The sequence below is a fragment of the Pseudomonas sp. XP1 genome (genome assembly GCF_053557675.1).
The window spans coordinates 21,041-40,519 of sequence record NZ_JBNRIJ010000007.1 but is presented as its reverse complement, the minus strand read 5'-3'; the positions used below and the strand labels follow the sequence as shown (position 1 = coordinate 40,519).

At 63.8% G+C, this 19,479-nt stretch carries 17 protein-coding genes; 9 read left to right on the top strand and 8 right to left on the bottom strand.

The window, feature by feature from the left end; genetic code table 11:
• Nucleotides 1-129: 129 nt before the first annotated feature.
• The 7 genes from glpE to ACK1U9_RS08810 form a co-directional block, all read right to left on the bottom strand.
• Complete coding sequence (gene glpE, locus ACK1U9_RS08840) at nucleotides 130-462, bottom strand: thiosulfate sulfurtransferase GlpE (RefSeq protein ID WP_046614420.1); 333 nt, start codon at nucleotides 460-462, stop codon at nucleotides 130-132.
• A 5-nt stretch (nucleotides 463-467) separates the two neighbouring features.
• Nucleotides 468-1,343 (bottom strand): symmetrical bis(5'-nucleosyl)-tetraphosphatase, encoded by an 876-nt coding sequence (locus tag ACK1U9_RS08835; protein WP_085600110.1) that lies wholly within the window; start codon nucleotides 1,341-1,343, stop codon nucleotides 468-470.
• Complete coding sequence (apaG, locus tag ACK1U9_RS08830; RefSeq protein ID WP_012270198.1) at nucleotides 1,343-1,723, bottom strand: Co2+/Mg2+ efflux protein ApaG; 381 nt, start codon at nucleotides 1,721-1,723, stop codon at nucleotides 1,343-1,345. Before apaG ends, ACK1U9_RS08835 begins: the two co-directional genes overlap by 1 nt.
• A 205-nt stretch (nucleotides 1,724-1,928) precedes the next feature.
• Entirely contained in the window at nucleotides 1,929-2,732 is an 804-nt protein-coding gene (gene rsmA, locus ACK1U9_RS08825; protein ID WP_108481023.1) for a 16S rRNA (adenine(1518)-N(6)/adenine(1519)-N(6))-dimethyltransferase RsmA, read from the bottom strand.
• Nucleotides 2,729-3,718: a 4-hydroxythreonine-4-phosphate dehydrogenase PdxA gene (gene pdxA, locus ACK1U9_RS08820; protein WP_108481024.1), complete on the bottom strand. Its 990-nt coding sequence runs from the start codon at nucleotides 3,716-3,718 to the stop codon at nucleotides 2,729-2,731. Before pdxA ends, rsmA begins: the two co-directional genes overlap by 4 nt.
• Complete coding sequence (locus ACK1U9_RS08815) at nucleotides 3,715-5,034, bottom strand: peptidylprolyl isomerase (RefSeq protein WP_015268722.1); 1,320 nt, start codon at nucleotides 5,032-5,034, stop codon at nucleotides 3,715-3,717. The genes pdxA and ACK1U9_RS08815 overlap by 4 nt, the downstream gene beginning before the upstream one ends.
• Complete coding sequence (locus ACK1U9_RS08810) at nucleotides 5,015-7,816, bottom strand: LPS-assembly protein LptD (RefSeq protein WP_108481025.1); 2,802 nt, start codon at nucleotides 7,814-7,816, stop codon at nucleotides 5,015-5,017. The genes ACK1U9_RS08815 and ACK1U9_RS08810 overlap by 20 nt, the downstream gene beginning before the upstream one ends.
• Before the next feature lie 130 nt (nucleotides 7,817-7,946).
• On the opposite strand from ACK1U9_RS08810, the gene ACK1U9_RS08805 reads away from it, so the two are divergent.
• From ACK1U9_RS08805 to ACK1U9_RS08795, 3 genes are read left to right on the top strand one after another with little or no spacing between them, the layout of a single operon-like run.
• Nucleotides 7,947-8,966, top strand: coding sequence for an aminoglycoside phosphotransferase family protein (locus ACK1U9_RS08805; protein WP_085600118.1), 1,020 nt, complete (start codon nucleotides 7,947-7,949; stop codon nucleotides 8,964-8,966).
• On the top strand, nucleotides 8,963-9,634 hold the full coding sequence (gene murU, locus ACK1U9_RS08800) for an N-acetylmuramate alpha-1-phosphate uridylyltransferase MurU (RefSeq protein WP_046614414.1): 672 nt from the start codon (nucleotides 8,963-8,965) through the stop codon (nucleotides 9,632-9,634). Before ACK1U9_RS08805 ends, murU begins: the two co-directional genes overlap by 4 nt.
• 1 nt (nucleotide 9,635) lies before the next feature.
• Nucleotides 9,636-10,403 (top strand): TerB family tellurite resistance protein, encoded by a 768-nt coding sequence (locus ACK1U9_RS08795; RefSeq protein WP_046614413.1) that lies wholly within the window; start codon nucleotides 9,636-9,638, stop codon nucleotides 10,401-10,403.
• A gap of 107 nt (nucleotides 10,404-10,510) precedes the next feature.
• On the opposite strand, the gene ACK1U9_RS08790 is transcribed toward ACK1U9_RS08795, so the two are convergent.
• Complete coding sequence (locus tag ACK1U9_RS08790) at nucleotides 10,511-11,506, bottom strand: alpha/beta hydrolase family protein (protein WP_046614412.1); 996 nt, start codon at nucleotides 11,504-11,506, stop codon at nucleotides 10,511-10,513.
• A 94-nt stretch (nucleotides 11,507-11,600) separates the two neighbouring features.
• On the opposite strand from ACK1U9_RS08790, the gene ACK1U9_RS08785 reads away from it, so the two are divergent.
• From ACK1U9_RS08785 to ACK1U9_RS08760, 6 genes are all read left to right on the top strand, one after another.
• Nucleotides 11,601-13,988 carry a PAS domain-containing sensor histidine kinase gene (locus ACK1U9_RS08785; RefSeq protein ID WP_108481026.1) on the top strand — a complete coding sequence of 796 codons (2,388 nt, stop codon included), beginning with the start codon at nucleotides 11,601-11,603 and terminating at the stop codon, nucleotides 13,986-13,988.
• 7 nt (nucleotides 13,989-13,995) lie between these two features.
• Nucleotides 13,996-14,628: a response regulator gene (locus ACK1U9_RS08780; protein ID WP_178081771.1), complete on the top strand. Its 633-nt coding sequence runs from the start codon at nucleotides 13,996-13,998 to the stop codon at nucleotides 14,626-14,628.
• A 294-nt stretch (nucleotides 14,629-14,922) separates the two neighbouring features.
• Nucleotides 14,923-16,047, top strand: a complete 1,125-nt coding sequence (locus tag ACK1U9_RS08775; protein WP_012270208.1) for an ABC transporter ATP-binding protein — start codon at nucleotides 14,923-14,925, stop codon at nucleotides 16,045-16,047.
• Nucleotides 16,048-16,087: 40 nt separating this feature from the next.
• Entirely contained in the window at nucleotides 16,088-17,122 is a 1,035-nt protein-coding gene (locus ACK1U9_RS08770) for an extracellular solute-binding protein (RefSeq protein ID WP_153671261.1), read from the top strand.
• Between the two features lie 313 nt (nucleotides 17,123-17,435).
• A complete protein-coding gene (locus tag ACK1U9_RS08765; RefSeq protein WP_013970602.1) occupies nucleotides 17,436-18,683 on the top strand; it encodes an ABC transporter permease in 1,248 nt (415 codons plus the stop codon).
• An 11-nt stretch (nucleotides 18,684-18,694) separates the two neighbouring features.
• A partial coding sequence (locus tag ACK1U9_RS08760) for an ABC transporter permease (protein ID WP_449109833.1) occupies nucleotides 18,695-19,479 on the top strand: 785 nt, incomplete at its 3' end.

Below are 19,479 nucleotides of genomic sequence, written 5' to 3'. Positions count from 1 at the left end.
ATGGCCTGCGCTTAAGAATAGTTGGTTATCCGCAAGGTCAAGGGTGAGGGGCGGAGAAGTTGCGAACGACCGTTCGTCAGATAAGCCGCAAGCCCGCATGGGGCGCGGGCTGCAGTAAAAATGAAAAAATTATTCGGCAGCGCCCTGGGCGGTCTCGGCCGGGTAGGTGGCGCGCCACAGCTCAAAGCCGCCGTCGACGCTGTATACGTCCGAGAAGCCTTGGTTCACCAGATAGGCCGCAGCACTCTGGCTGGAATTGCCGTGGTAGCACACCACCAGGGTTGGAGCGTCGAGGTCGGCATTGCGGATGAACTCGGCGACAGAATGGTTATCCAGATGCTTGGCGCCGGTGATGTGGCCGGCAGCGAAAGCTTGTGGGTCGCGAATATCGACGACGACCGCACCTTCTTTCTTGCGAAGCTCCAAGGCCTGCTCGGGAGGGATGCGCTTGAATTCGCTCATGGGTACTACTTCCTTCGGGTGTGGTCGTTGAGTGTAGTGGGTTGTGCCGATTGGCGCAGGGTGCCGTCGTCGGCGCAGTCACAGCGGTGGTATTCGCCGCTGTCGACGTTGTACAGAGTCATGGCGCCGCCCCACACGCAACCGGTGTCCAGGGCGATGATGCCGGGCTCGTCGACCTGCCCCTGCAGGGCGGCCCAGTGGCCGAAGATGATCTTCACGTGGCGTGAGCGGCGGCCTTTGTGCGCGTACCAGGGCTTGTAGCCTTTGGGGGCGGTATCCAGGCCTTCCTTGCTCTTGAGGTCGAGCTTGCCTTCGGCTGTGCAGAAACGCATGCGCGTGAGGTAGTTGGTGATGACCCGCAGGCGTTCGATGCCGCTGAGGTTCTTGCTCCACTTGTTCGGCTCGTTGCCGTACATGCCGTCCAGGTACAGTTTCAGGCGCTCGTCGTCGCGCAGCACTTCCTCGACCTCTGCGGCCAGGTCCAGGGCTTTGCCCAAGGTCCATTGCGGTGGAATGCCGGCGTGAACCAGGGCAATGCCACGGGGTTCGTCGTAATGCAGCAGCTTTTGCTGGCGCAGCCAGTCGAACAGCTGGTCGGCGTCCGGCGCTTCGATGATCTCGCGCAGGGTGTCGCTTTTCTTCAAGCGTTCGACGTTGTGCCAGGCGGCCAGCAGGTGCAGGTCATGGTTACCCAGCACGCACACCAGCGACTGACGGATCGAATAAAGGAAGCGCAGGGTTTCCAGTGACTCGGGGCCGCGGTTGACCAGGTCGCCGACCAGCCACAGGCGGTCGACGGCGGGGTTGAAGTTGACCCGTTCGAGCAGGCACTTGAGTGGCTGCAGGCAGCCCTGCAGGTCACCGACGGCGTAGGTAGCCATCAGTGCAGCGCCCCTGGCACCGCCAGGCGGAAGGGAGCGATCTCGGCATCGAAGCGTTTGCCGTCTTCGGCGAACATCTGGTAACTGCCTTGCATGGTGCCCACGCGGGTGCTGATGACCGCGCCGCTGCTGTAGGTATGGCTCTGGCCCGGGTCGATATTGGGCTGCTGGCCTACCACGCCGGCACCACGCACCTCCTCAACCTCGCCGTCACCATTGGTGATCAGCCAGTGGCGCGACAGCAGCTTGGCTTTGAGCGAGCCGTTGTTCTGCACGGTGATGGTGTAGGCGAAAGCGAAACGACTGTTTTCGGGGTCGGATTGTTCTTTCAGGTAGCGGGTCACGACGCTGACGTCGATCTGATAGCGGGGGTCGGACATGCAAGGGCCTTGGGCGAACTGACGCAATAATGCAGTCTAGGCCATTGGGAGGGGGGAGGGCCAGCGGTGAGGGGCTTGGGGATTTGTGTTGCCTGTCCCGGCCCTTTCGCGGGTAAACCCGCTCCCACAGGATCTCACCCTATTTGAAGGAGGTGATTTACCTGTGGGAGCGGGCGTGCCCGCGAAGAGGCCGGATCAGGTTGAGTCAGGCTTTGGGCTGATCGGCCAACTGGTCAGCCAGGCGCACGAAGGCGGCCAGGTCCAGCTGTTCAGGGCGCAGGCTGCCGTCCACGCCGGCAGCTTCGATGGCGGCGCTGTCGAGCAGGCCTTTCATGGTGTTGCGCAGGGTCTTGCGGCGCTGGTTGAACGCTTCGCGTACCACCTGCTCCAGCAGCTTTGCGTCCTTGGCTGGGTACGGCAGCACTTCGTGCGGCACCAGGCGGACGATGGCCGAGTCCACTTTCGGCGGCGGGTTGAAGGCGCCAGGGCCAACGTTGAACAGGTGCTCGACCCGGCAGTGGTACTGCACCATGATCGACAGACGCCCCCAGTCACCACCGCCAGGGCCGGCGGCCATGCGCTCGACCACTTCCTTCTGCAACATGAAATGCATGTCGCGGATCAGCCCGGCATGGCTGAGCAGGTGGAAGATCAGTGGGGTGGAGATGTTGTAGGGCAGGTTGCCCACCACCTTGAGGCTGCGCGGTGGCACGCCCAGCTGGTTGAAGTCGAACTTCAGGGCGTCGCCCTGGTGCAGGCGGAAATTGCTGCGGCCGGCGAACTTGTGCTGCAGGATCGGCACCAGGTCCTTGTCCAGTTCCACCACGTCCAGCTGTGCTCCGCTGCCCAGCAGGCCTTCGGTCAGGGCGCCCTGGCCGGGGCCGATTTCCAGCAGATGTTCGCCGGCCTTGGCGTTGATGGCACGCAGGATGCGGTCGATGATGCCGGCGTCGTGCAGGAAGTTCTGGCCGAAGCGCTTGCGCGCCCGGTGTTGGTATTGCTCGTTCATGGTCGGTTCTCGGCCATCTGGTAGGCGGTTTCCAGCGCGACCCGCAGGCTGCCGGTGTCGACCTTGCCGGTGCCGGCCAGGTCCAGGGCGGTGCCGTGGTCGACCGACGTGCGGATGATCGGCAGGCCCAAAGTCACGTTGACTGCAGCGCCGAAGCCTTTGTACTTGAGTACGGGCAGGCCCTGGTCGTGGTACATCGCCAGCACCGCATCGCAGTGCTCCAGATATTTGGGGGTAAACAGGGTATCGGCCGGCAGCGGTCCGCGCAGGTCCATGCCTTCGGTGCGCAGGCGGGCCAGGGTCGGCTCGATGATGTCGATTTCCTCGCGGCCCAGGTGGCCGCCCTCGCCCGCGTGCGGGTTGAGGCCGCATACCAGGATGCGCGGGTTGGCAATGCCGAACTTGTCGCGCATGTCGGCATGCAGGATACGGGTTACACGCTCGACGCGCTCGGCAGTGATGGCGTCGGCAATGTCGCGCAGCGGCAGGTGCGTGGTCACCAGGGCCACGCGCAAGCCATGGGTGGCCAGCATCATCACCACTTGCGCGGTGTGGGTCAGCTCGGCAAGGAATTCGGTATGCCCGGAGAAGGCGATACCGCTTTCGTTGATCACGCCCTTATGTACAGGGGCGGTGATCATCCCGGCGAAGTGCCCGTCCAGGCAGCCTTGCCCGGCACGGGTCAGGGTTTCCAGCACGAACGCGGCATTCGCCTTGTCGAGCTGGCCCGGTACTACCGGGGCTGGCAGGGGGGTATCCCAGACGTACAGGCTACCCGCTGGTGCCGGCTGCTCGGGCCATAGGCCCGGCGCTACCGGCAGCAGGTTGACGGCCAGCCCCAGCTGCGTGGCCCGCTCGGCGAGCAGGTCACGGCTGGTGATGGCGATCAGGGGGTGGGGCTGGGCGTCTGCGGCGAGCAGCAGGCACAGGTCGGGGCCTATGCCGGCCGGCTCGCCGGGGGTGACGGCGAAGCGCAGGGGCTTCACTGGGCGGCCTGGTCAGCGCCAGGCAGCTTGATTTCAACGTAGGCCTCGTCGCGGATCTGGCGCAGCCAGGTCTGCAGCTCTTCGTCGTACTTGCGGTTGCGCAGTACGTTCATGGCCTGTTGCTCACGAGCCTGTTCGGTGCTGTCGGTGGCGCGACGGCCCAGCACTTCCAGGACATGCCAGCCGTACTGGGTCTTGAACGGACGGGTGACTTCGCCTTGGGCGGCGTTGGCCATCTGCTCGCGGAACTCCGGTACCAGGCTGTTCGGGTCAACCCAGTTGAGGTCGCCGCCGTTAAGCGCCGAACCCGGGTCTTCCGAGAAGCTCTTGGCCAGTTCGCCGAAGTCTTCGCCGTTCTTGATGCGCTCGTACAGGCGCTCGGCCAGTTGCTCGGTGGCAGCCTCGCTGCGGATCTCGCTAGGCTTGATCAGGATGTGGCGAACGTGCACTTCGTCACGCAGCACGTTCTCGCTGCCGCCACGCTTCTCCTCGAGTTTGAGGATGATGAAACCGTTGGGGATGCGGATAGGCTGGGTAATTTCACCAACCGGCATGCTGCTGAGCATCTTGGCGAAGTCCGGTGGCAGCTGGCCGGCTTTACGCCAGCCCATTTCGCCGCCTTCCAGGGCGTTTTCGCTGGCGGAGCGGGCAATGGCCATCTGGCCGAAGTCCGCACCCTGCTTGAGCTGCTGGTACACATCGCCAACCTGGCGCGCGGCGGCCTGGATGGCTTCAGAGTTGGCCGCTTCCGGGGTCGGGATCAGGATGTTGGCCAGGCGGTACTCTTCCGACATCTGCATCTTGCCAAGGTCGGAGTTGAGGAAGTTCTTCACCTCCTGCTCGGACACCTGGATGCGCTCGGCCACGCGGCGCTGGCGCACGCGGCTGATGATCATCTCGCGCTTGACCTGCTCGCGGGCGTCGTCGAACGACATGCCGTCACGAGCCAGAGCGGCGCGGAACTGGTCAAGCGACATGCCGTTGCGCTGGGCAATGGTGCCCATGGCCTGGTTCAGCTCTTCGTCGGTGATGCGGATGCCGGAGCGTTCGCCGATCTGCAACTGCAGATTTTCGACGATCAGGCGCTCCAGTACCTGCTGGTCCAGCGCACCGGCAGGCGGCATGCCGCCGCCGCGCTTGGCGATGGTTTGCTGTACCTCGCGGACACGTTGGTCCAGCTGGCTTTGCATGACCACGTCGTTGTCGACGATGGCCACCACGCGATCAAGAGGTTGCACCGCGGCATGCACCGCGCCACTCAGCAATGCAACGCCCAGCAACGCCGGGCGCAGTCGATCAATAAGCTTGGTCTTCACGTTCACGATAACCTTGAATGCCTTCGTCGAGGAAAGACTCGACCTTGTTGCCGACTACACCACCGAGGCCTTTCAGGACGATCTGAAGGAAGATGCCGTGGTCGCCTTTTTCGTTCGCCGGGAGGGCTTGGCTGAAGTCGTCGTAATCGATCCAGTAACGGTTGATCAGGCGCAGCTTCCAGCAGCAGTTGTCGTACTCGAAACCGCCCATGGCTTCCAGGGTGCGGTTGCGGTTGTAGTCATGCTGCCAGCGAGCGATGACGCTCCACTGCGGAACGATCGGCCAGATGACCGAGAAGTCATGCTGCTGGATCTTGTAGTAGTCCTTGATGTAGTTCTCGCTGCCTGGGACGCCGTAGTCGCCACCGCCCACTTTCCAGGTACCGGTCGTGGAGTCGTAGGAGATGGTGTCGTTACGGTAGCGATAACCGAGGTTGACCACTTTGTTCGGGTTGTCTTCAGGCTGGTAGTGGAACATCGCGCTGCCCGAGCGGGTGCTGCGGCTGTCCGGGTCCCAGTTGAAGTCCGAATTGAAGCGCCAGTCGCGGTTGAAGTAGTAGTTGTACACCAATGCGTATGGCGACACATCGGACTGCGAGTCGCTGCGGGTACGGTAATCGATACCAGGGAGCTGAACTTTGCGGTCCTTGAAGTAGAAGGCCTGACCGATGCTGAAGTTCTGGCGTTCGAAGCCGTTTTCTTCGATCCAGCGGGTGGTCACGCCCAGCGACAGCTTGTTCTCGTCACCGATACGGTCGGTGCCGCTGAAGCGATTGTCGCGGAATAGCGAATCGTAGCTGAACAGGGTTTCACCGGAGTCGAACAGCGGGATGTCCTTCTGGTCCTTGTATGGGACGTAGAGGTAGTACATACGCGGTTCGAGGGTTTGTTTGTAGTTGGTGCCGAACAGCGATGTTTTGCGGTCGAAGTACAGGCCGCTGTCCACGCTGAAGATCGGTACGTCGCGGTTCAGCGAGCTGTTGTAGCTGCCGTAGGCCGGGTTGGCCGATTGCGCGATAGCCTGGGTTTTACCCTGGCTGTCCAAGTCCAGATCGTAGTGGGTGTATGCGTACTTCAGCTTGGGGGTCAGGAAGCCGTAACTGGCTTCCATCGGCAGGCTGATCGATGGTGCAACGTTGAAACGGTTGCCGTTGGCACGAGCGATGCCGCTGACGTTCTGGTCCAGGCGGCGACCAGGCGCACCCGCCGAAGTGTCGGGAAGGCCATCTTCGTTCAATACGAAGTCGTCTTTCAGGTCACGATCGAAACGGACTGCCTCGGTTTCGTAGGCAATGTTGAACCCGCCCGGCTCGTATGGCAGCTTGCCATTGAAGGTAATCTGCGGCAGACGATCGTACGGAGTGATCTTCGAGATGGTCGCCATCTCGTAGGCATGCACATTCAACCGCGCGGTGTAGCTGTCGCCACGGTAGGTCAGTGCCCCCTGCTGGTTCAGCAGGTCCTGGGTTTCAATACCGATCTGGTCGGATTCCAGGTCCTGGAAGTAGAACGGGTCGCTGATGTCGGTGTAGTCCACCTCGGTCATCAGGCGCTCGTCCAGCCCGCCCTTGTGCTGCCAGTTGACCATCCAGCGCTGCTCTTTGTAGTCAGTCTGGTCTTTGCGGTCGTCGTTCTTGTCGTTGAGGTACGCGCCACCGAACTGGCCTTCGCTGGAAGGCGTCAGGTAGCGGAACTCGCCTTCCATCAGCAGGCCGCGCTTGGTCATGTAGCGCGGGTACAACGTGGCGTCGTAGTTCGGCGCCAGGTTGAAGTAGTACGGCGTGACCAGCATGAAGCCGGTGTCGCTGGTGCTGCTGAACGATGGCGGCAGGAAGCCGGACTGGCGACGGTCGTCGATCGGGAAGTAGATGTACGGTGTGTAGAACACCGGGAAATCCTTGACCCGCAGCGTAACGTTGGTCGCGGTACCGAAACCGGTGGCCGGGTTCAGGGTGATGTTGTTGCCCTTCAGCTGCCAGGCGTTGCTGCCCGGTTCGCAGGTGGTGTACGTACCGTCCTTGAGGCGGATGATGGCGTTCTCGCCACGCTTGGCGTACAGGGCACTGCCGCGAATGTGCGACTTGTGCATCACGTATTCGGCGTTGTCGACCTGGGCTTCGCCCGTGTCGAGCTGGATCTGTGCCTCGTCACCGACCACCAGCGAACCGTTGTCACGGATCTTGACGTTGCCCTTGAGCTCGCCACGGTTTTCGGTCTGGTAGAGGTTGGCCTCGTCGGCCTCGGCCTGCATGCTGCCCTGGCGCATCACCACGTCACCGGCGAGGGTAGCGATCTGCTGCTCCTGCTGGTACTTGGATACCTTGGCGTTGATGTAGGTCGGCGACTCGTCCTTCGGCGTGGTGTCGGCCATGCCCGGGCGGGTTGGCTCGATGTAGGCGCCACCGCAGTACGGGCCGGTTTCGGCCAGCTGTGCGGCAGTGAGCTTTTCACGCGGAACCCAGTCCAGGTGGCTGTAGTCTTCGCTACGCGACTTCAGGCCACGGCCCTTGGCCTCGGTGACCAGCATCGGCCGGTCCGCGGTTTCGCCTTCGCTCGCGGCTTCGGTGCCGGTGCTGACGGCAGCACCCTCGTGCACCGGGCGCGGTGGCAGGTTGTTGGCTGGGGTCTTGGGCTTGCAGTCCCAACCACCGGAGGCGGACACTTGGCAGTCGAATTGTTCGGCTGCCACCACGTAAGACGTGGCCAGAGGTTGCAGGGCCAGCAGACCGCCGGTTACCAGCAACGGAAACTTTCTACGAAACGCGGGGGATTTCAATGCCATCTTATTAGTCCGGGCTTCCTGCGTGCCATCTGCCCGCGTGTGGGGCCGCACGCCTCTCGATGGTCTGAAAAAGATGCTGGATAATAAAGCATGACCCGCTTGACGGCTAGGGCCGTCGGAGACCCTTGTAATGCCTGAACACGATGTACGCCTGCAACAACTGACGGTCTGGCTCGATGAGCAGCTCAATGATCTTTTCCGGAAAAACGCCTGGGGCGATGTGCCCGCAGGCAGCCTGACCGCGGCCAGCAGCGACGCCAGCTTCCGTCGTTACTTCCGCTGGCAGGGCGCTGGTCACAGCTTCGTGATCATGGATGCACCACCGCCCCAGGAGAACTGCCGACCGTTCGTCGCCATCGACCACCTGCTTGCCAGCGCCGGCGTACACGTGCCGCTGATCCATGCCCAGGACCTGGAGCGTGGCTTCCTGCTGCTGGGTGACCTGGGCCACCAGACATACCTTGATATCATTGATGCGGACAACGCCGACGGCCTGTTCGCCGATGCCATCGACGCGCTGCTGGCGTTCCAGCGCCTGCCGATGGATGCGCCGTTGCCCAGCTACGACGACGCACTGCTGCGCCGTGAAGTCGAACTGTTCCCGGAGTGGTACGTGGGCCGTGAGCTTGGCCTGGCCTTCAGCGATGCCCAGAAAACCATCTGGCAGCGTATCAGCCAACTGCTGATCGACAGCGCGCTGGCCCAGCCCAAGGTGCTGGTGCACCGCGACTACATGCCGCGCAACCTGATGCAGAGCACGCCCAACCCCGGCGTGCTGGACTTCCAGGATGCCGTATACGGTCCGGTCACCTACGACATCACCTGTCTGTTCAAGGACGCCTTCCTCAGCTGGCCGCAGGCGCGGGTCGAAGGGTGGCTGCGCGACTACTGGCAGAAGGCGCAGGCTGCCGGCATCCCGGTGCAGGCCGAGTTCGAGGCATTCCAGCGTGCCAGCGACCTTATGGGTGTGCAGCGCCACCTGAAGGTAATCGGCATCTTCGCCCGAATCTGCCACCGCGACGGCAAGCCTCGTTACCTGGGCGACGTGCCGCGCTTCTTCGCCTATATAGAAGAAGTGATCAGCCGCCGACCCGAATTGGCGGAGTTGGGCGAGCTGATTGCCGAGTTGCAGGCCGGAGCGCGTGCATGAAGGCAATGATCCTGGCAGCGGGCAAAGGCGAGCGCATGCGCCCGCTGACCCTGCACACCCCCAAACCGCTGGTCCCGGTCGCCGGCCAGCCACTGATCGAATACCACCTGCGGGCCCTGGCTGCGGCGGGCGTCACCGAGGTGGTGATCAACCATGCCTGGCTCGGCCAGCAGATCGAGGACCACCTGGGTGACGGCAGCCGTTTCGGCCTGAGCATCCGCTATTCGCCCGAAGGCGAGCCGCTGGAAACCGGCGGTGGTATCTACAAAGCCCTGCCATTGCTGGGTGACGCGCCGTTCTTGCTGGTAAACGGCGATGTCTGGACCGACTACGACTTCGCGCGCCTGCAGGCTCCCCTGCAAGGCCTGGCCCACCTGGTGCTGGTCGATAACCCTGGCCATCACGGCCGCGGCGACTTCCGCCTGGTGGGCGAGCGGGTGGTCGATGGTGACGATGCGCCTGGCACGCTGACTTTCAGCGGCCTTTCGGTGCTGCACCCGGCGCTGTTCGAAGGCTGCCAGCCTGGCGCCTTCAAGCTGGCGCCGTTGCTTCGCCAGGCCATGGCTGCCGGCCAGGTCAGTGGCGAGCACTACCGTGGGCACTGGGTGGATGTCGGCACGCTCGAACGCTTGGCCGAGGCCGAGCGCCTGATTGGCGAGCGCGCCTGACATGTGGTGGCCAAGCACGGTGATTGGTGCCGGTGCCGGCTTTGCCGTTGCCAGCATCCCCGGGGCCTTGCTCGGCGCGTTGCTCGGCCAGGCCATGGACCGCCGCCTGCGTTTGCAAGGTTGGGAGGACATGCGCGAACGCCTGGGGGGGCGCCCAGCCTTGCAGGACGACGAGTTGCTGTTCGTGATGCTCGGGCGCCTGGCCAAGTGCGATGGCCGGGTGGTCGAACAGCATATCCAGCAGGCGCGCCAGGAGATGGTGCGTCTGGACCTGGCCGAAGCTGCCCGACTGCGCGCGATTGCCGCGTTCAACCGTGGCAAGGCGGGCAAGGACCGGCTGGGTGGGCACCTGCGCCGCATTCGCCAGCAGCCGCATGCGGCCGAAGGCACCCTGCGTGCCTGTTGGCGCATGGTCTGGGCCGACGGCAAGATGGGCAACAAGGAGCGTGAGCTGCTGCTGGACTGGGGGCAGAAACTGGGCCTGAGCCGGCGGCAGGTGCAGGCCATGTCGCTGGAGTACGAACCACGCAAGGCGGCGGGGCCGGAAGGGATCGCCATGACCTACGCGGCGGCATTGCGCTTGCTGGCGGTCGAGGCGGATACCGATGGCGACAAGGTCAAGCAGGCGTATCGTCGGCTGGTCAGTCGGCACCACCCGGACAAGCTGGCGGGCACTGGTGCCAGTGAGGCGCAGGTGCGTGAAGCGACCGAGCGTACCCGGGAGTTGCATCAGGCCTATGCAATGATCCGTAAGCGGCGGGGCCTTTGATGGCCCTATCGCCGGCAAGCCAGCTCCCACTGGTATTGCACTGACCCTTAACTCTGTGGGGTACCTGTGGGAGCCGGCTTGCCGGCGATGGGCCATTATGGCGAACCTTACCCCTGCGGGTTCATCCACCCCCGCACCCGGCGGAACAGTTGCTCCTGCTCGGCCACCTTGTTCCCCGGCATGGCAATCAGCGACAACTGCCGATACTGGCTGTCCTTCTGCCGCTTGCTGGCCTGCAGGCGCTGCGCGGCTGCATTGCGGTCACCGCTGCGGGTGACGTAGTAGATGTCGGCAGTCGGCACTTTCAAGGTTGGCGCCAGGCTTTCCAGGTCATGCTCTACCCGCGCCGGTGTCTGAGCGGCAACCATCACCAGTTTCTGCACCTGCGGTGGCTGTTTCTCGCTCAGGTAGCGGGCCGCCCAATACGCACCGCTGCCATGGCCGATCAGCACGATGCTGCGGGCGTTGTGCTGCTGGGCAAAGGCCACCGCAGCATCCAGGCGGGCGAAAATGCGCTCGGCATCGGCCGGGTCTGTTTGCTCGCTGGCCTGTTTGGCGTCGGTGCTTTCCGCGGTGTCGGCATCGGCTGCGGTCGCCTGGGCGACGTTGGCATTGGCATCGTCCGGCACGTCCTTGGCCGGGGCGCTTTCGCCCTTTTCTGGCTGCGGCTCGGCAGCCGGCTTGGCCTCGACCCGCGCCTGTGGGCTGTCGGCGAGCAGATCGGGCAGGCTGATGCTAAGGCTGTGCCAGCCGATATCGGGGAACTTCTGCCGCAGCGGGCCGACCGCATTCGGCCAGTCAGCCGTTTCGCCAGCCCCCGGGACGATGATGACCGCTCCCTCCGGGTCGCTGTCGTTGGCTGGTTTCCACAGGGCCAGGAAGCTGTCGGCACCAGCCTGCAGGGTCTGCTGTTCGGCCTTGGGTACCAGCCGCTCGAGCGCCTGGGCGTCCTCCTGGCTGCGTTCCAGCAGCGGCGGGCGAGGGGCTTGGGCAGCGGGTGCTTCGGTAGTGGATGGTTTTTCGGCATCGGCGGCCAGGGCGCCGAGTGGAAGGAGCGAGGCTAGGCAGCACATTGCCAGCGTCGTGCGATAAAGTGTGGACATGAGTCAACCCAGGGCCAGAATGATACCGGCAGCCTAATAGTATTTGCCCGTGACGGCCATGCTGCATGGCTGCCTTGCCAAGACGAGCGTGTAGATGAAGCGAGTGCGTCGCCTGTTTGTTATCGGCTGCTTGTGGCTGCCCTTGATTGCATTGGCCAGGCCCGAGACGGTGCCCACGGTTGCCTTGGAACCGGCCCAGCAGCAATGGCTGGATACACACCGCAGCCTGCGTGTCGGCCTGGTGTTGCAGGCGCCCTACGCTCAGTTCGACCGGCGCCTGCAGCAACTGTACGGAGCCAACGTGGAACTGGTGAGCAGCCTGGCACAGGCCCTGCGGCTGGACCTTACCTGGCGCAACTTCGCCGACCAGGCCAGCCTCGAGCATGCCCTTCAGGCCGGCGAAATCGACTTTGCCCCGGGGCTTACCCAGACCCCCGCCAGCCTGCGTCTGTGGCTGTTCAGCGACCCTTACATGCGCGTGCCGCAACTGGTGGTGGGGCCGCGTACCGGGACCATGGCCGTGGAACTGGAAACGCTCGAGGCCGAGCAGCGGGTGGCGGTGCGCATGCCCAGCCAGCTGGCGGACTACCTGCGTGGCAATTACAGCAACCTCAACCTGCAAGGGGTGCCCAACGAGCGCGAGGCCCTGCAACTGGTGGTGGGTGGCCAGGCCAGTTTCGCAGTGCTGGACGAAGCCCAGCTCAGCCGCCTGTCGCGCGAAAGCGAGTTCGGTGAGTTGGCCGTGGTCGGCGATATCGGCCTGCCGCAACTGTTGCGCATCGGTTCGCGGCGCGACTGGCCGCTGCTGGCCGATGTGCTCGAGCGTGGCCTGCAGGCGTTGCCGGCCAAGGAACTGGAGCAACTGCACCAGCGTTGGCTGCAGCCAAAGTACCCTCGTCTGAGTGAATCGACGGGTTTCTGGCAGAACCTGGCCTTGTTGTCCGGCATGCTGCTGTTGTGCGCGCTGGCTACTCTGGTGTGGCAGCGTCGGCAGCAGCGTCAGCTGGAGCGTAGCCTGCTGGCCACCCGAGAAAGCCTGGTGGAGCGGCAAGTGCGTGAAGAAGCATTGCGCCTGAGTCAGTTCGCCATCGACCAGAGCACAGTGGGCATCCTCTGGGTCAACTGGGACAGCCACGTACGCTACGCCAACCATGCCGCCGAGCGCATGCTGGGCTATGGCGAAGGCGCGCTGCTGGAGCGGCCGCTGAGCGACTTTGAACCCAGCCTGACCATGGACCGCTGGCTGGAGCTTTGGAAGGGCGCGCGCACCGGTGCGGGCGGTGTCGGCCAGTTCGAGACGCAGTGCCGGCGGGCAGACCACAGCCTGCTGCCGGTCGAGCTGTCGCTGAGTTTTCTGCGTTTTCGTGACTCCGAGTACCTGGTGGTGTACCTCGCCGATGTCACCGAGCGCCACCGCGCCCTGGCGGCTCTGCGCGAAAGCGAGGCGCGCCTCAAGGGCATCGCCGGCAACGTGCCGGGGTTGGTGTTCCGCCTGGAGCGAGACCCGGCCGAGGGTGACTTGGAATTCCCCTACATCAGCGAGGGCAGTGAGGCCTTGGTGGGCTATTCGCCCAGCGAGATCCAGCACCCGCAGATGGGCCTGCGCAACCTGGTACATCCCGAGGACCGCGCCGACTACCACCGAGTGCAGGACCTGGCCCTGGCCAGCGACCAGGATTGGTCCTGGCAGGGGCGCATCCTCACCCGGCAGGGTGAGCAGCGCTGGGCCGACATCAAGGCCAGCACCCGACGCCTTGGCAACGGCCAGGTGGTGTGGGACGGCGTGGTGTGGGACATCACCCAGGGCAAGCGGGCAGAGTTGGCGCTGGCCAGGTCCCAGGAGCAGCTGCGCGAACTGTCGGCCCATCTGGAAAGCGTGCGTGAGGAAGAAAAGGCCCGCATTGCCCGGGAAGTGCATGATGAACTGGGGCAGATGCTGACCGTGCTCAAGCTGGAGGTGTCGATGTGCGAGCTGGCCTTCGCCGAGCTGGACCCGGGCCTTAACGAGCGCCTGACCACCATGAAGCGCCTGATCGCCCAACTGTTCCAGCTGGTGCGTGACGTGGCCACCGCCTTGCGCCCGCCGATTCTCGATGCCGGCATCGCCTCGGCCATCGAATGGCAGGCGCGGCGCTTTGAAGCACGCACGCAAATCCCCTGCCTGGTGCAAGTACCGGATAATCTGCCAGCATTGAGCGATGCCAAGGCCATCGGGCTGTTCCGTATCCTCCAGGAGGCGCTGACCAACGTGATGCGCCATGCCCAGGCGCACAGCGTGGAGATCGAACTGGTGCGTGAGCACGGGCAATTGCGCATGACTGTCAGCGATGACGGCCAGGGCTTTTGCCGCGACCAGCCACGGCCCACCTCGTTCGGCCTGGTAGGGGTGCGTGAGCGGGTGCTGATGCTGGGCGGCAGCATGGCACTGGACAGTGAACCGGGCGAAGGCACCAGCCTGAGCGTGGCCATACCGTTGGAGTAGGAGAGCGATCGTGATTCGAGTGCTGGTGGCCGAAGACCACACCATTGTCCGTGAAGGCATCAAGCAGTTGATCGGCCTGGCCAAGGACATGCAGGTGGCGGGGGAGGCCGGTAACGGTGAGCAGTTGCTGGAAACCCTGCGCCACACGCCGTGCGAGGTGGTACTGCTGGATATCTCGATGCCGGGTGTGAATGGCCTGGAGGCGATTCCGCGGATCCGAGCGTTGCACGACGCCCCGGCGATCCTGATGCTGTCGATGCACGATGAAGCGCAAATGGCGGCTCGGGCGCTGAAGGCCGGGGCGGCGGGCTATGCCACCAAGGACAGCGACCCGGCGCTGTTGCTGACCGCGATTCGCCGGGTTGCCGCTGGCGGGCGCTATATCGACCCGGCGCTGGCCGACCGCATGGTCTTCGAAGTGGGCCTGACCGAGTCGCGGCCGTTGCACACGCTGCTGTCGGAGCGGGAGTTTTCGGTATTCGAACGGCTGGCACAGGGCGCCAACGTCAACGACATCGCCCAGCAACTGGCGCTGTCGAGCAAGACCATCAGCACGCACAAGGCACGCCTGATGCAGAAGCTGAAAGTGAACTCGCTGGCTGAGCTGGTGAAGTACGCAATGGAGCACAAGTTGCTCTGAATGCGACATGCCTGTTCTCGGAACTTGCCGAGATCCCTGTGGGAGCGGGCGTGCCCGCGAAAGGGCCTGACCTGCCGATCTCTATGGCTGAACCGGCTCCTTCGCGGGCATGCCCGCTCCCACAGGTTTGGCTGGTGGCTCGGATGAGCATTCCAAACCCGCCATCTTTGTAGGGGAATCCCTACAGCAAATCTTCCATCCGGATGATGGCATTCTCTCACCACCCCCGATTTTCCGGCGCTTGCCGCTTGTCTAGTCTTTGCCTACGCAGTCATCCAACAAGAAGGTGCAGGCATGAGCGAGGCGAAGTCGAACGCTGCAACCAGCGAAACGCTGGTCAGCTTCCGTGGTGTGCAGAAGAGCTACGACGGCGAGTCGCTGATCGTCAAAGACCTCAACCTGGATATTCGCAAGGGCGAGTTCCTCACCCTGCTTGGCCCATCCGGCTCGGGCAAGACCACCAGCCTGATGATGCTGGCCGGCTTCGAAACCCCCACCGCCGGTGAAATCCAGCTGGCCGGGCGCTCGATCAACAACGTGCCGCCGCACAAGCGCGACATCGGCATGGTGTTCCAGAACTACGCGCTGTTCCCTCACATGACCGTGGCCGAGAACCTGGCCTTCCCGCTGACCGTGCGCAACCTGAGCAAGACCGACATCAGCGAGCGGGTCAAGCGGGTGCTGAACATGGTCCAGCTCGATGCCTTCGCCAAGCGTTACCCCGGCCAGCTGTCCGGAGGCCAGCAGCAGCGTGTGGCCCTGGCCCGCGCGCTGGTGTTCGAGCCGCAGCTGGTGCTGATGGACGAACCGCTGGGCGCGCTGGACAAGCAGCTGCGCGAGCACATGCAGATGGAGATCAAGCACATCCACCAGCGCCTGGGCGTGACCGTGGTGTACGTGACCCACGACCAGGGTGAAGCGCTGACCATGTCAGACCGGGTAGCCGTATTCCACCAGGGCGAAATCCAGCAGATCGCCGACCCGCGCACGCTGTACGAAGAACCCTGCAACACCTTCGTCGCCAACTTCATCGGCGAGAACAACCGCATCAACGGCACCTTGCTCGCCAGCGATGGCAAACGCTGCCAAGTGCAGTTGCCGCGTGGCGAGCGGGTCGAGGCGCTGGCGGTAAATGTCGGCCAGGCCGGCGAGCCGGTGACCCTGTCCATCCGCCCGGAGCGCGTGCGCCTGAACGGTCACAGCGAAAGCTGCGTGAACCGCTTCTCGGGCCGGGTGGCCGAATTCATTTACCTGGGCGACCACGTGCGGGTGCGCCTGGAAGTTTGCGGCAAGGGCGACTTCTTCGTGAAGCAGCCGATTGCCGAGCTCGACCCGGCGCTGGCCGTGGGCGATGTGGTACCGCTGGGCTGGGAGGTGGAGCACGCCCGCGCGCTCGATCCGATTGCCGAAGCCCATTGATGGATAGCTTCACCAACCCTGTACTGTGGAGAGAATAATAATGCGCAAGCAGTTGAAACTGACCGCCCTGGCCCTGGGGCTGTTCGCCGCTGGCCAGGCCATGGCCGCAGACCTCACCGTGGTTTCGTTCGGCGGTGCCAACAAGGCGGCCCAGGTCAAGGCGTTCTACGAGCCCTGGGAGAAGGCCGGCAAGGGCAAGATCGTCGCTGGCGAGTACAACGGCGAAATGGCCAAGGTCAAAGCCATGGTCGACACCAAGAGCGTGTCGTGGAACCTGGTGGAAGTGGAGTCACCCGAGCTGGCCCGCGGTTGTGACGAGGGCATGTTCGAAGAGCTCGACCCGGCGCTGTTCGGCAACGAGAGTGACTACGTGCCGGGCGCCATCCAGCCTTGCGGTGTGGGCTTCTTCGTATGGTCCACGGTGCTGGCCTACAACGCCGACAAGCTGAAGACCGCACCGACCAGCTGGGCCGATTTCTGGGACACCAAGAAATTCCCCGGCAAGCGCGGCCTGCGCAAGGGCGCCAAGTACACCCTGGAATTCGCCCTGATGGCCGACGGTGTGGCGCCGAAGGACGTGTACCAGGTGCTGGGCACCAAAGAGGGCGTGGACCGCGCCTTCAAGAAACTCGACGAACTCAAGCCAAGCATCCAGTGGTGGGAAGCCGGCGCCCAGCCGCCGCAGTATCTGGCCTCGGGTGACGTAGTCATGAGCTCTGCCTACAACGGCCGCATTGCTGCGGTGCAGAAAGAGAGCAACCTGAAAGTGGTGTGGAACGGCGGCATCTACGACTTCGACGCCTGGGCCATCCCGAAAGGCGCCAAGGATGTCGAGGAAGCGAAGAAATTCATCGCCTTCAGCGTGCAGCCCGAGCAGCAGAAGACCTACTCCGAGAACATCGCCTACGGCCCGGCCAATTCCAAGGCCGTGAGCCTGCTGTCGGACGCGGTGAAGAAGGACATGCCGACCACGCCTGAAAACATCGCCAACCAGGTGCAGATCGACGTGGCCTTCTGGGCTGACAACAGCGAGCAGCTGGAGCAACGCTTCAACGCCTGGGCGGCGAAGAAGTAAACGACCAGCGTAGGGGGCCGCTTTGCGGCCCATCGCCGGCAAGCCAGCTCCCACAGGGGCCGCGCTATCCCCGAGATCAGCGCAGTACCTGTAGGGGCAGCTCCCACAGGGATCAGAAGCCCCGAGGCCAGTGCAGTACCTGTGGGGAAAGCTCTCACAGGGATCACAAGCCCCGAAGCCAGTGCAGTATCTGTAGGAGGTAGCTCCCACAGGGATCAGAAGCCTCGAAGCCAGTGCAGTACCTCTGGGAGCTGGCTTGCCGGCGATGGGCTGCGCAGCAGCCCCATTTTCAGTTCGTATCGCGGAGTTCGCCATGGCCATTGCAGTGCCCCTCAAAGAAGGCGCAGGTCCAAGTCTCAAGCAGCGCCTCAAGCACGCCGAGCGGGTCAACCGCTGGAAGGCGCAGGCGTTGATCGCGCCGCTGGCGCTGTTTCTCCTGCTGGTGTTCCTGGTGCCGATCGCGGCGCTGCTGTACAAGAGCGTCGGCAACCCGGAAGTGGTAGGCGGCCTGCCACGCACCGTGGGCGTCATCACCCAGTGGGATGGCAAGAGCCTGCCGGGCGAGGACGTGTACAAGGCGTTGAGCCAGGACCTGGCCGAGTCGCGCAAGAACCAGACCCTGGGCGATCTGTCCAAGCGCCTGAACATGGAGCTTGCCGGTTACCGCAGCCTGTTGGCCAAGACCGCGCGAGCGCTGCCGTTCAAGAGCGAACCCGCTTCCTATAAAGATGCCTTGCAGGCCCTCGACGAGCGTTGGGGCGACCCGGCCTACTGGCAGGCGATCCGCCGCAACACCAGTACGGTCACCTCGTTCTACCTGCTGGCTTCGCTCGACCATCGTATCGATGACCTTGGCGAACTGGCCAAGGCCACCCCGGACCAGGCCATCTACCTGGATATCTTCGCCCGTACCCTGTGGATGGGTGTGGTGATTACCGCCATCTGCCTGGTGCTGGCCTACCCGCTGGCCTACCTGCTGGCCAACCTGCCGACCCGGCAGAGCAACCTGCTGATGATCCTGGTGCTGCTGCCGTTCTGGACCTCGATCCTGGTGCGGGTGGCGGCGTGGATCGTGCTGCTGCAGTCGGGTGGCCTGATCAACAGCGCGCTGATGGCCATGGGCATCATCGACCAGCCGCTGGAACTGGTGTTCAACCGCACCGGCGTGTACATCTCGATGGTGCACATCCTGCTGCCGTTCATGATCCTGCCGCTGTACAGCGTGATGAAGGGCATTTCGCCAAGCTACATGCGTGCGGCGATCTCGCTGGGCTGCCACCCGTTCGCCAGTTTCTGGCGGGTCTACTTCCCGCAGACGTACGCCGGAGTTGGCGCTGGTTGCCTGCTGGTGTTCATCCTGGCCATCGGCTACTACATCACCCCGGCACTGCTGGGCAGCCCGAATGACCAGATGGTCAGCTACTTCGTGGCCTTCTACACCAACACCAGCATCAACTGGGGCATGGCCACCGCGCTGGGCGGGCTGTTGCTGCTGGCGACCGTGCTGTTGTACCTGATCTATAGCTGGCTGGTCGGCGCCAGCCGCCTGCGCCTGAGCTGAGGAGCCTTGTCATGCTGAGCCCTTACATGTCGCCCGTGGAGCGGGTGTGGTTCTACAGCCTGCGCATTCTATGCGGCTTGATCCTGCTGTTCCTGATACTGCCGGTACTGGTGATCGTGCCGCTGTCGTTCAACAGTGGCAGTTTTCTGGTGTACCCGCTGCAGGGCTTCTCGCTGCAGTGGTACCAGGACTTCTTCGGCTCGGCCGAGTGGATGCGGGCCTTGAAGAACAGCATCATCGTCGCGCCGGCGGCCACAGTGCTGGCCATGGTGTTCGGCACCCTGGCGGCCATCGGCCTGACCCGTGGCGACTTTCCGGGCAAGTCGCTGGTGATGGCGCTTGTGATTTCGCCGATGGTGGTGCCGGTGGTGATCATCGGTGTTGCCAGCTACCTGTTCTTCGCCCCGCTGGGCATGGGCAACAGCTTCACCTCGCTGATTCTGGTGCATGCGGTACTGGGCGTTCCGTTCGTCATCATTACCGTGTCGGCAACCTTGCAGGGCTTCAACTACAACCTGGTGCGCGCGGCAGCCAGCCTGGGCGCCTCGCCGCTGCTGACTTTCCGCCGGGTGACCCTGCCGCTGATCGCGCCCGGGGTGATTTCGGGGGCGTTGTTCGCCTTTGCGACGTCGTTTGACGAAGTAGTGGTGACCCTGTTCCTGGCCGGCCCGGAGCAGGCGACCCTGCCGCGACAGATGTTCAGTGGTATTCGCGAGAACCTGAGCCCGACCATTGCCGCGGCGGCGACCTTGCTGATTGCTTTCTCGGTGGTGTTGCTGCTTACCCTGGAGTGGTT

Excerpts from the sequence above, each read along its gene's own strand:
- apaG (WP_012270198.1), bottom strand. The coding sequence starts at position 1,723 with ATGTCCGACCCCCGCTATCAGATCGACGTCAGCGTCGTGACCCGCTAC.
- ACK1U9_RS08835 (WP_085600110.1), bottom strand. The coding sequence starts at position 1,343 with ATGGCTACCTACGCCGTCGGTGACCTGCAGGGCTGCCTGCAGCCACTC.
- ACK1U9_RS08770 (WP_153671261.1), top strand. The coding sequence starts at position 16,088 with ATGCGCAAGCAGTTGAAACTGACCGCCCTGGCCCTGGGGCTGTTCGCC.
- ACK1U9_RS08805 (WP_085600118.1), top strand. The coding sequence starts at position 7,947 with ATGCCTGAACACGATGTACGCCTGCAACAACTGACGGTCTGGCTCGAT.
- ACK1U9_RS08810 (WP_108481025.1), bottom strand. The coding sequence starts at position 7,816 with ATGGCATTGAAATCCCCCGCGTTTCGTAGAAAGTTTCCGTTGCTGGTA.
- ACK1U9_RS08790 (WP_046614412.1), bottom strand. The coding sequence starts at position 11,506 with ATGTCCACACTTTATCGCACGACGCTGGCAATGTGCTGCCTAGCCTCG.
- rsmA (WP_108481023.1), bottom strand. The coding sequence starts at position 2,732 with ATGAACGAGCAATACCAACACCGGGCGCGCAAGCGCTTCGGCCAGAAC.
- ACK1U9_RS08765 (WP_013970602.1), top strand. The coding sequence starts at position 17,436 with ATGGCCATTGCAGTGCCCCTCAAAGAAGGCGCAGGTCCAAGTCTCAAG.
- glpE (WP_046614420.1), bottom strand. The coding sequence starts at position 462 with ATGAGCGAATTCAAGCGCATCCCTCCCGAGCAGGCCTTGGAGCTTCGC.
- ACK1U9_RS08785 (WP_108481026.1), top strand. The coding sequence starts at position 11,601 with ATGAAGCGAGTGCGTCGCCTGTTTGTTATCGGCTGCTTGTGGCTGCCC.
- ACK1U9_RS08795 (WP_046614413.1), top strand. The coding sequence starts at position 9,636 with ATGTGGTGGCCAAGCACGGTGATTGGTGCCGGTGCCGGCTTTGCCGTT.
- murU (WP_046614414.1), top strand. The coding sequence starts at position 8,963 with ATGAAGGCAATGATCCTGGCAGCGGGCAAAGGCGAGCGCATGCGCCCG.
- ACK1U9_RS08775 (WP_012270208.1), top strand. The coding sequence starts at position 14,923 with ATGAGCGAGGCGAAGTCGAACGCTGCAACCAGCGAAACGCTGGTCAGC.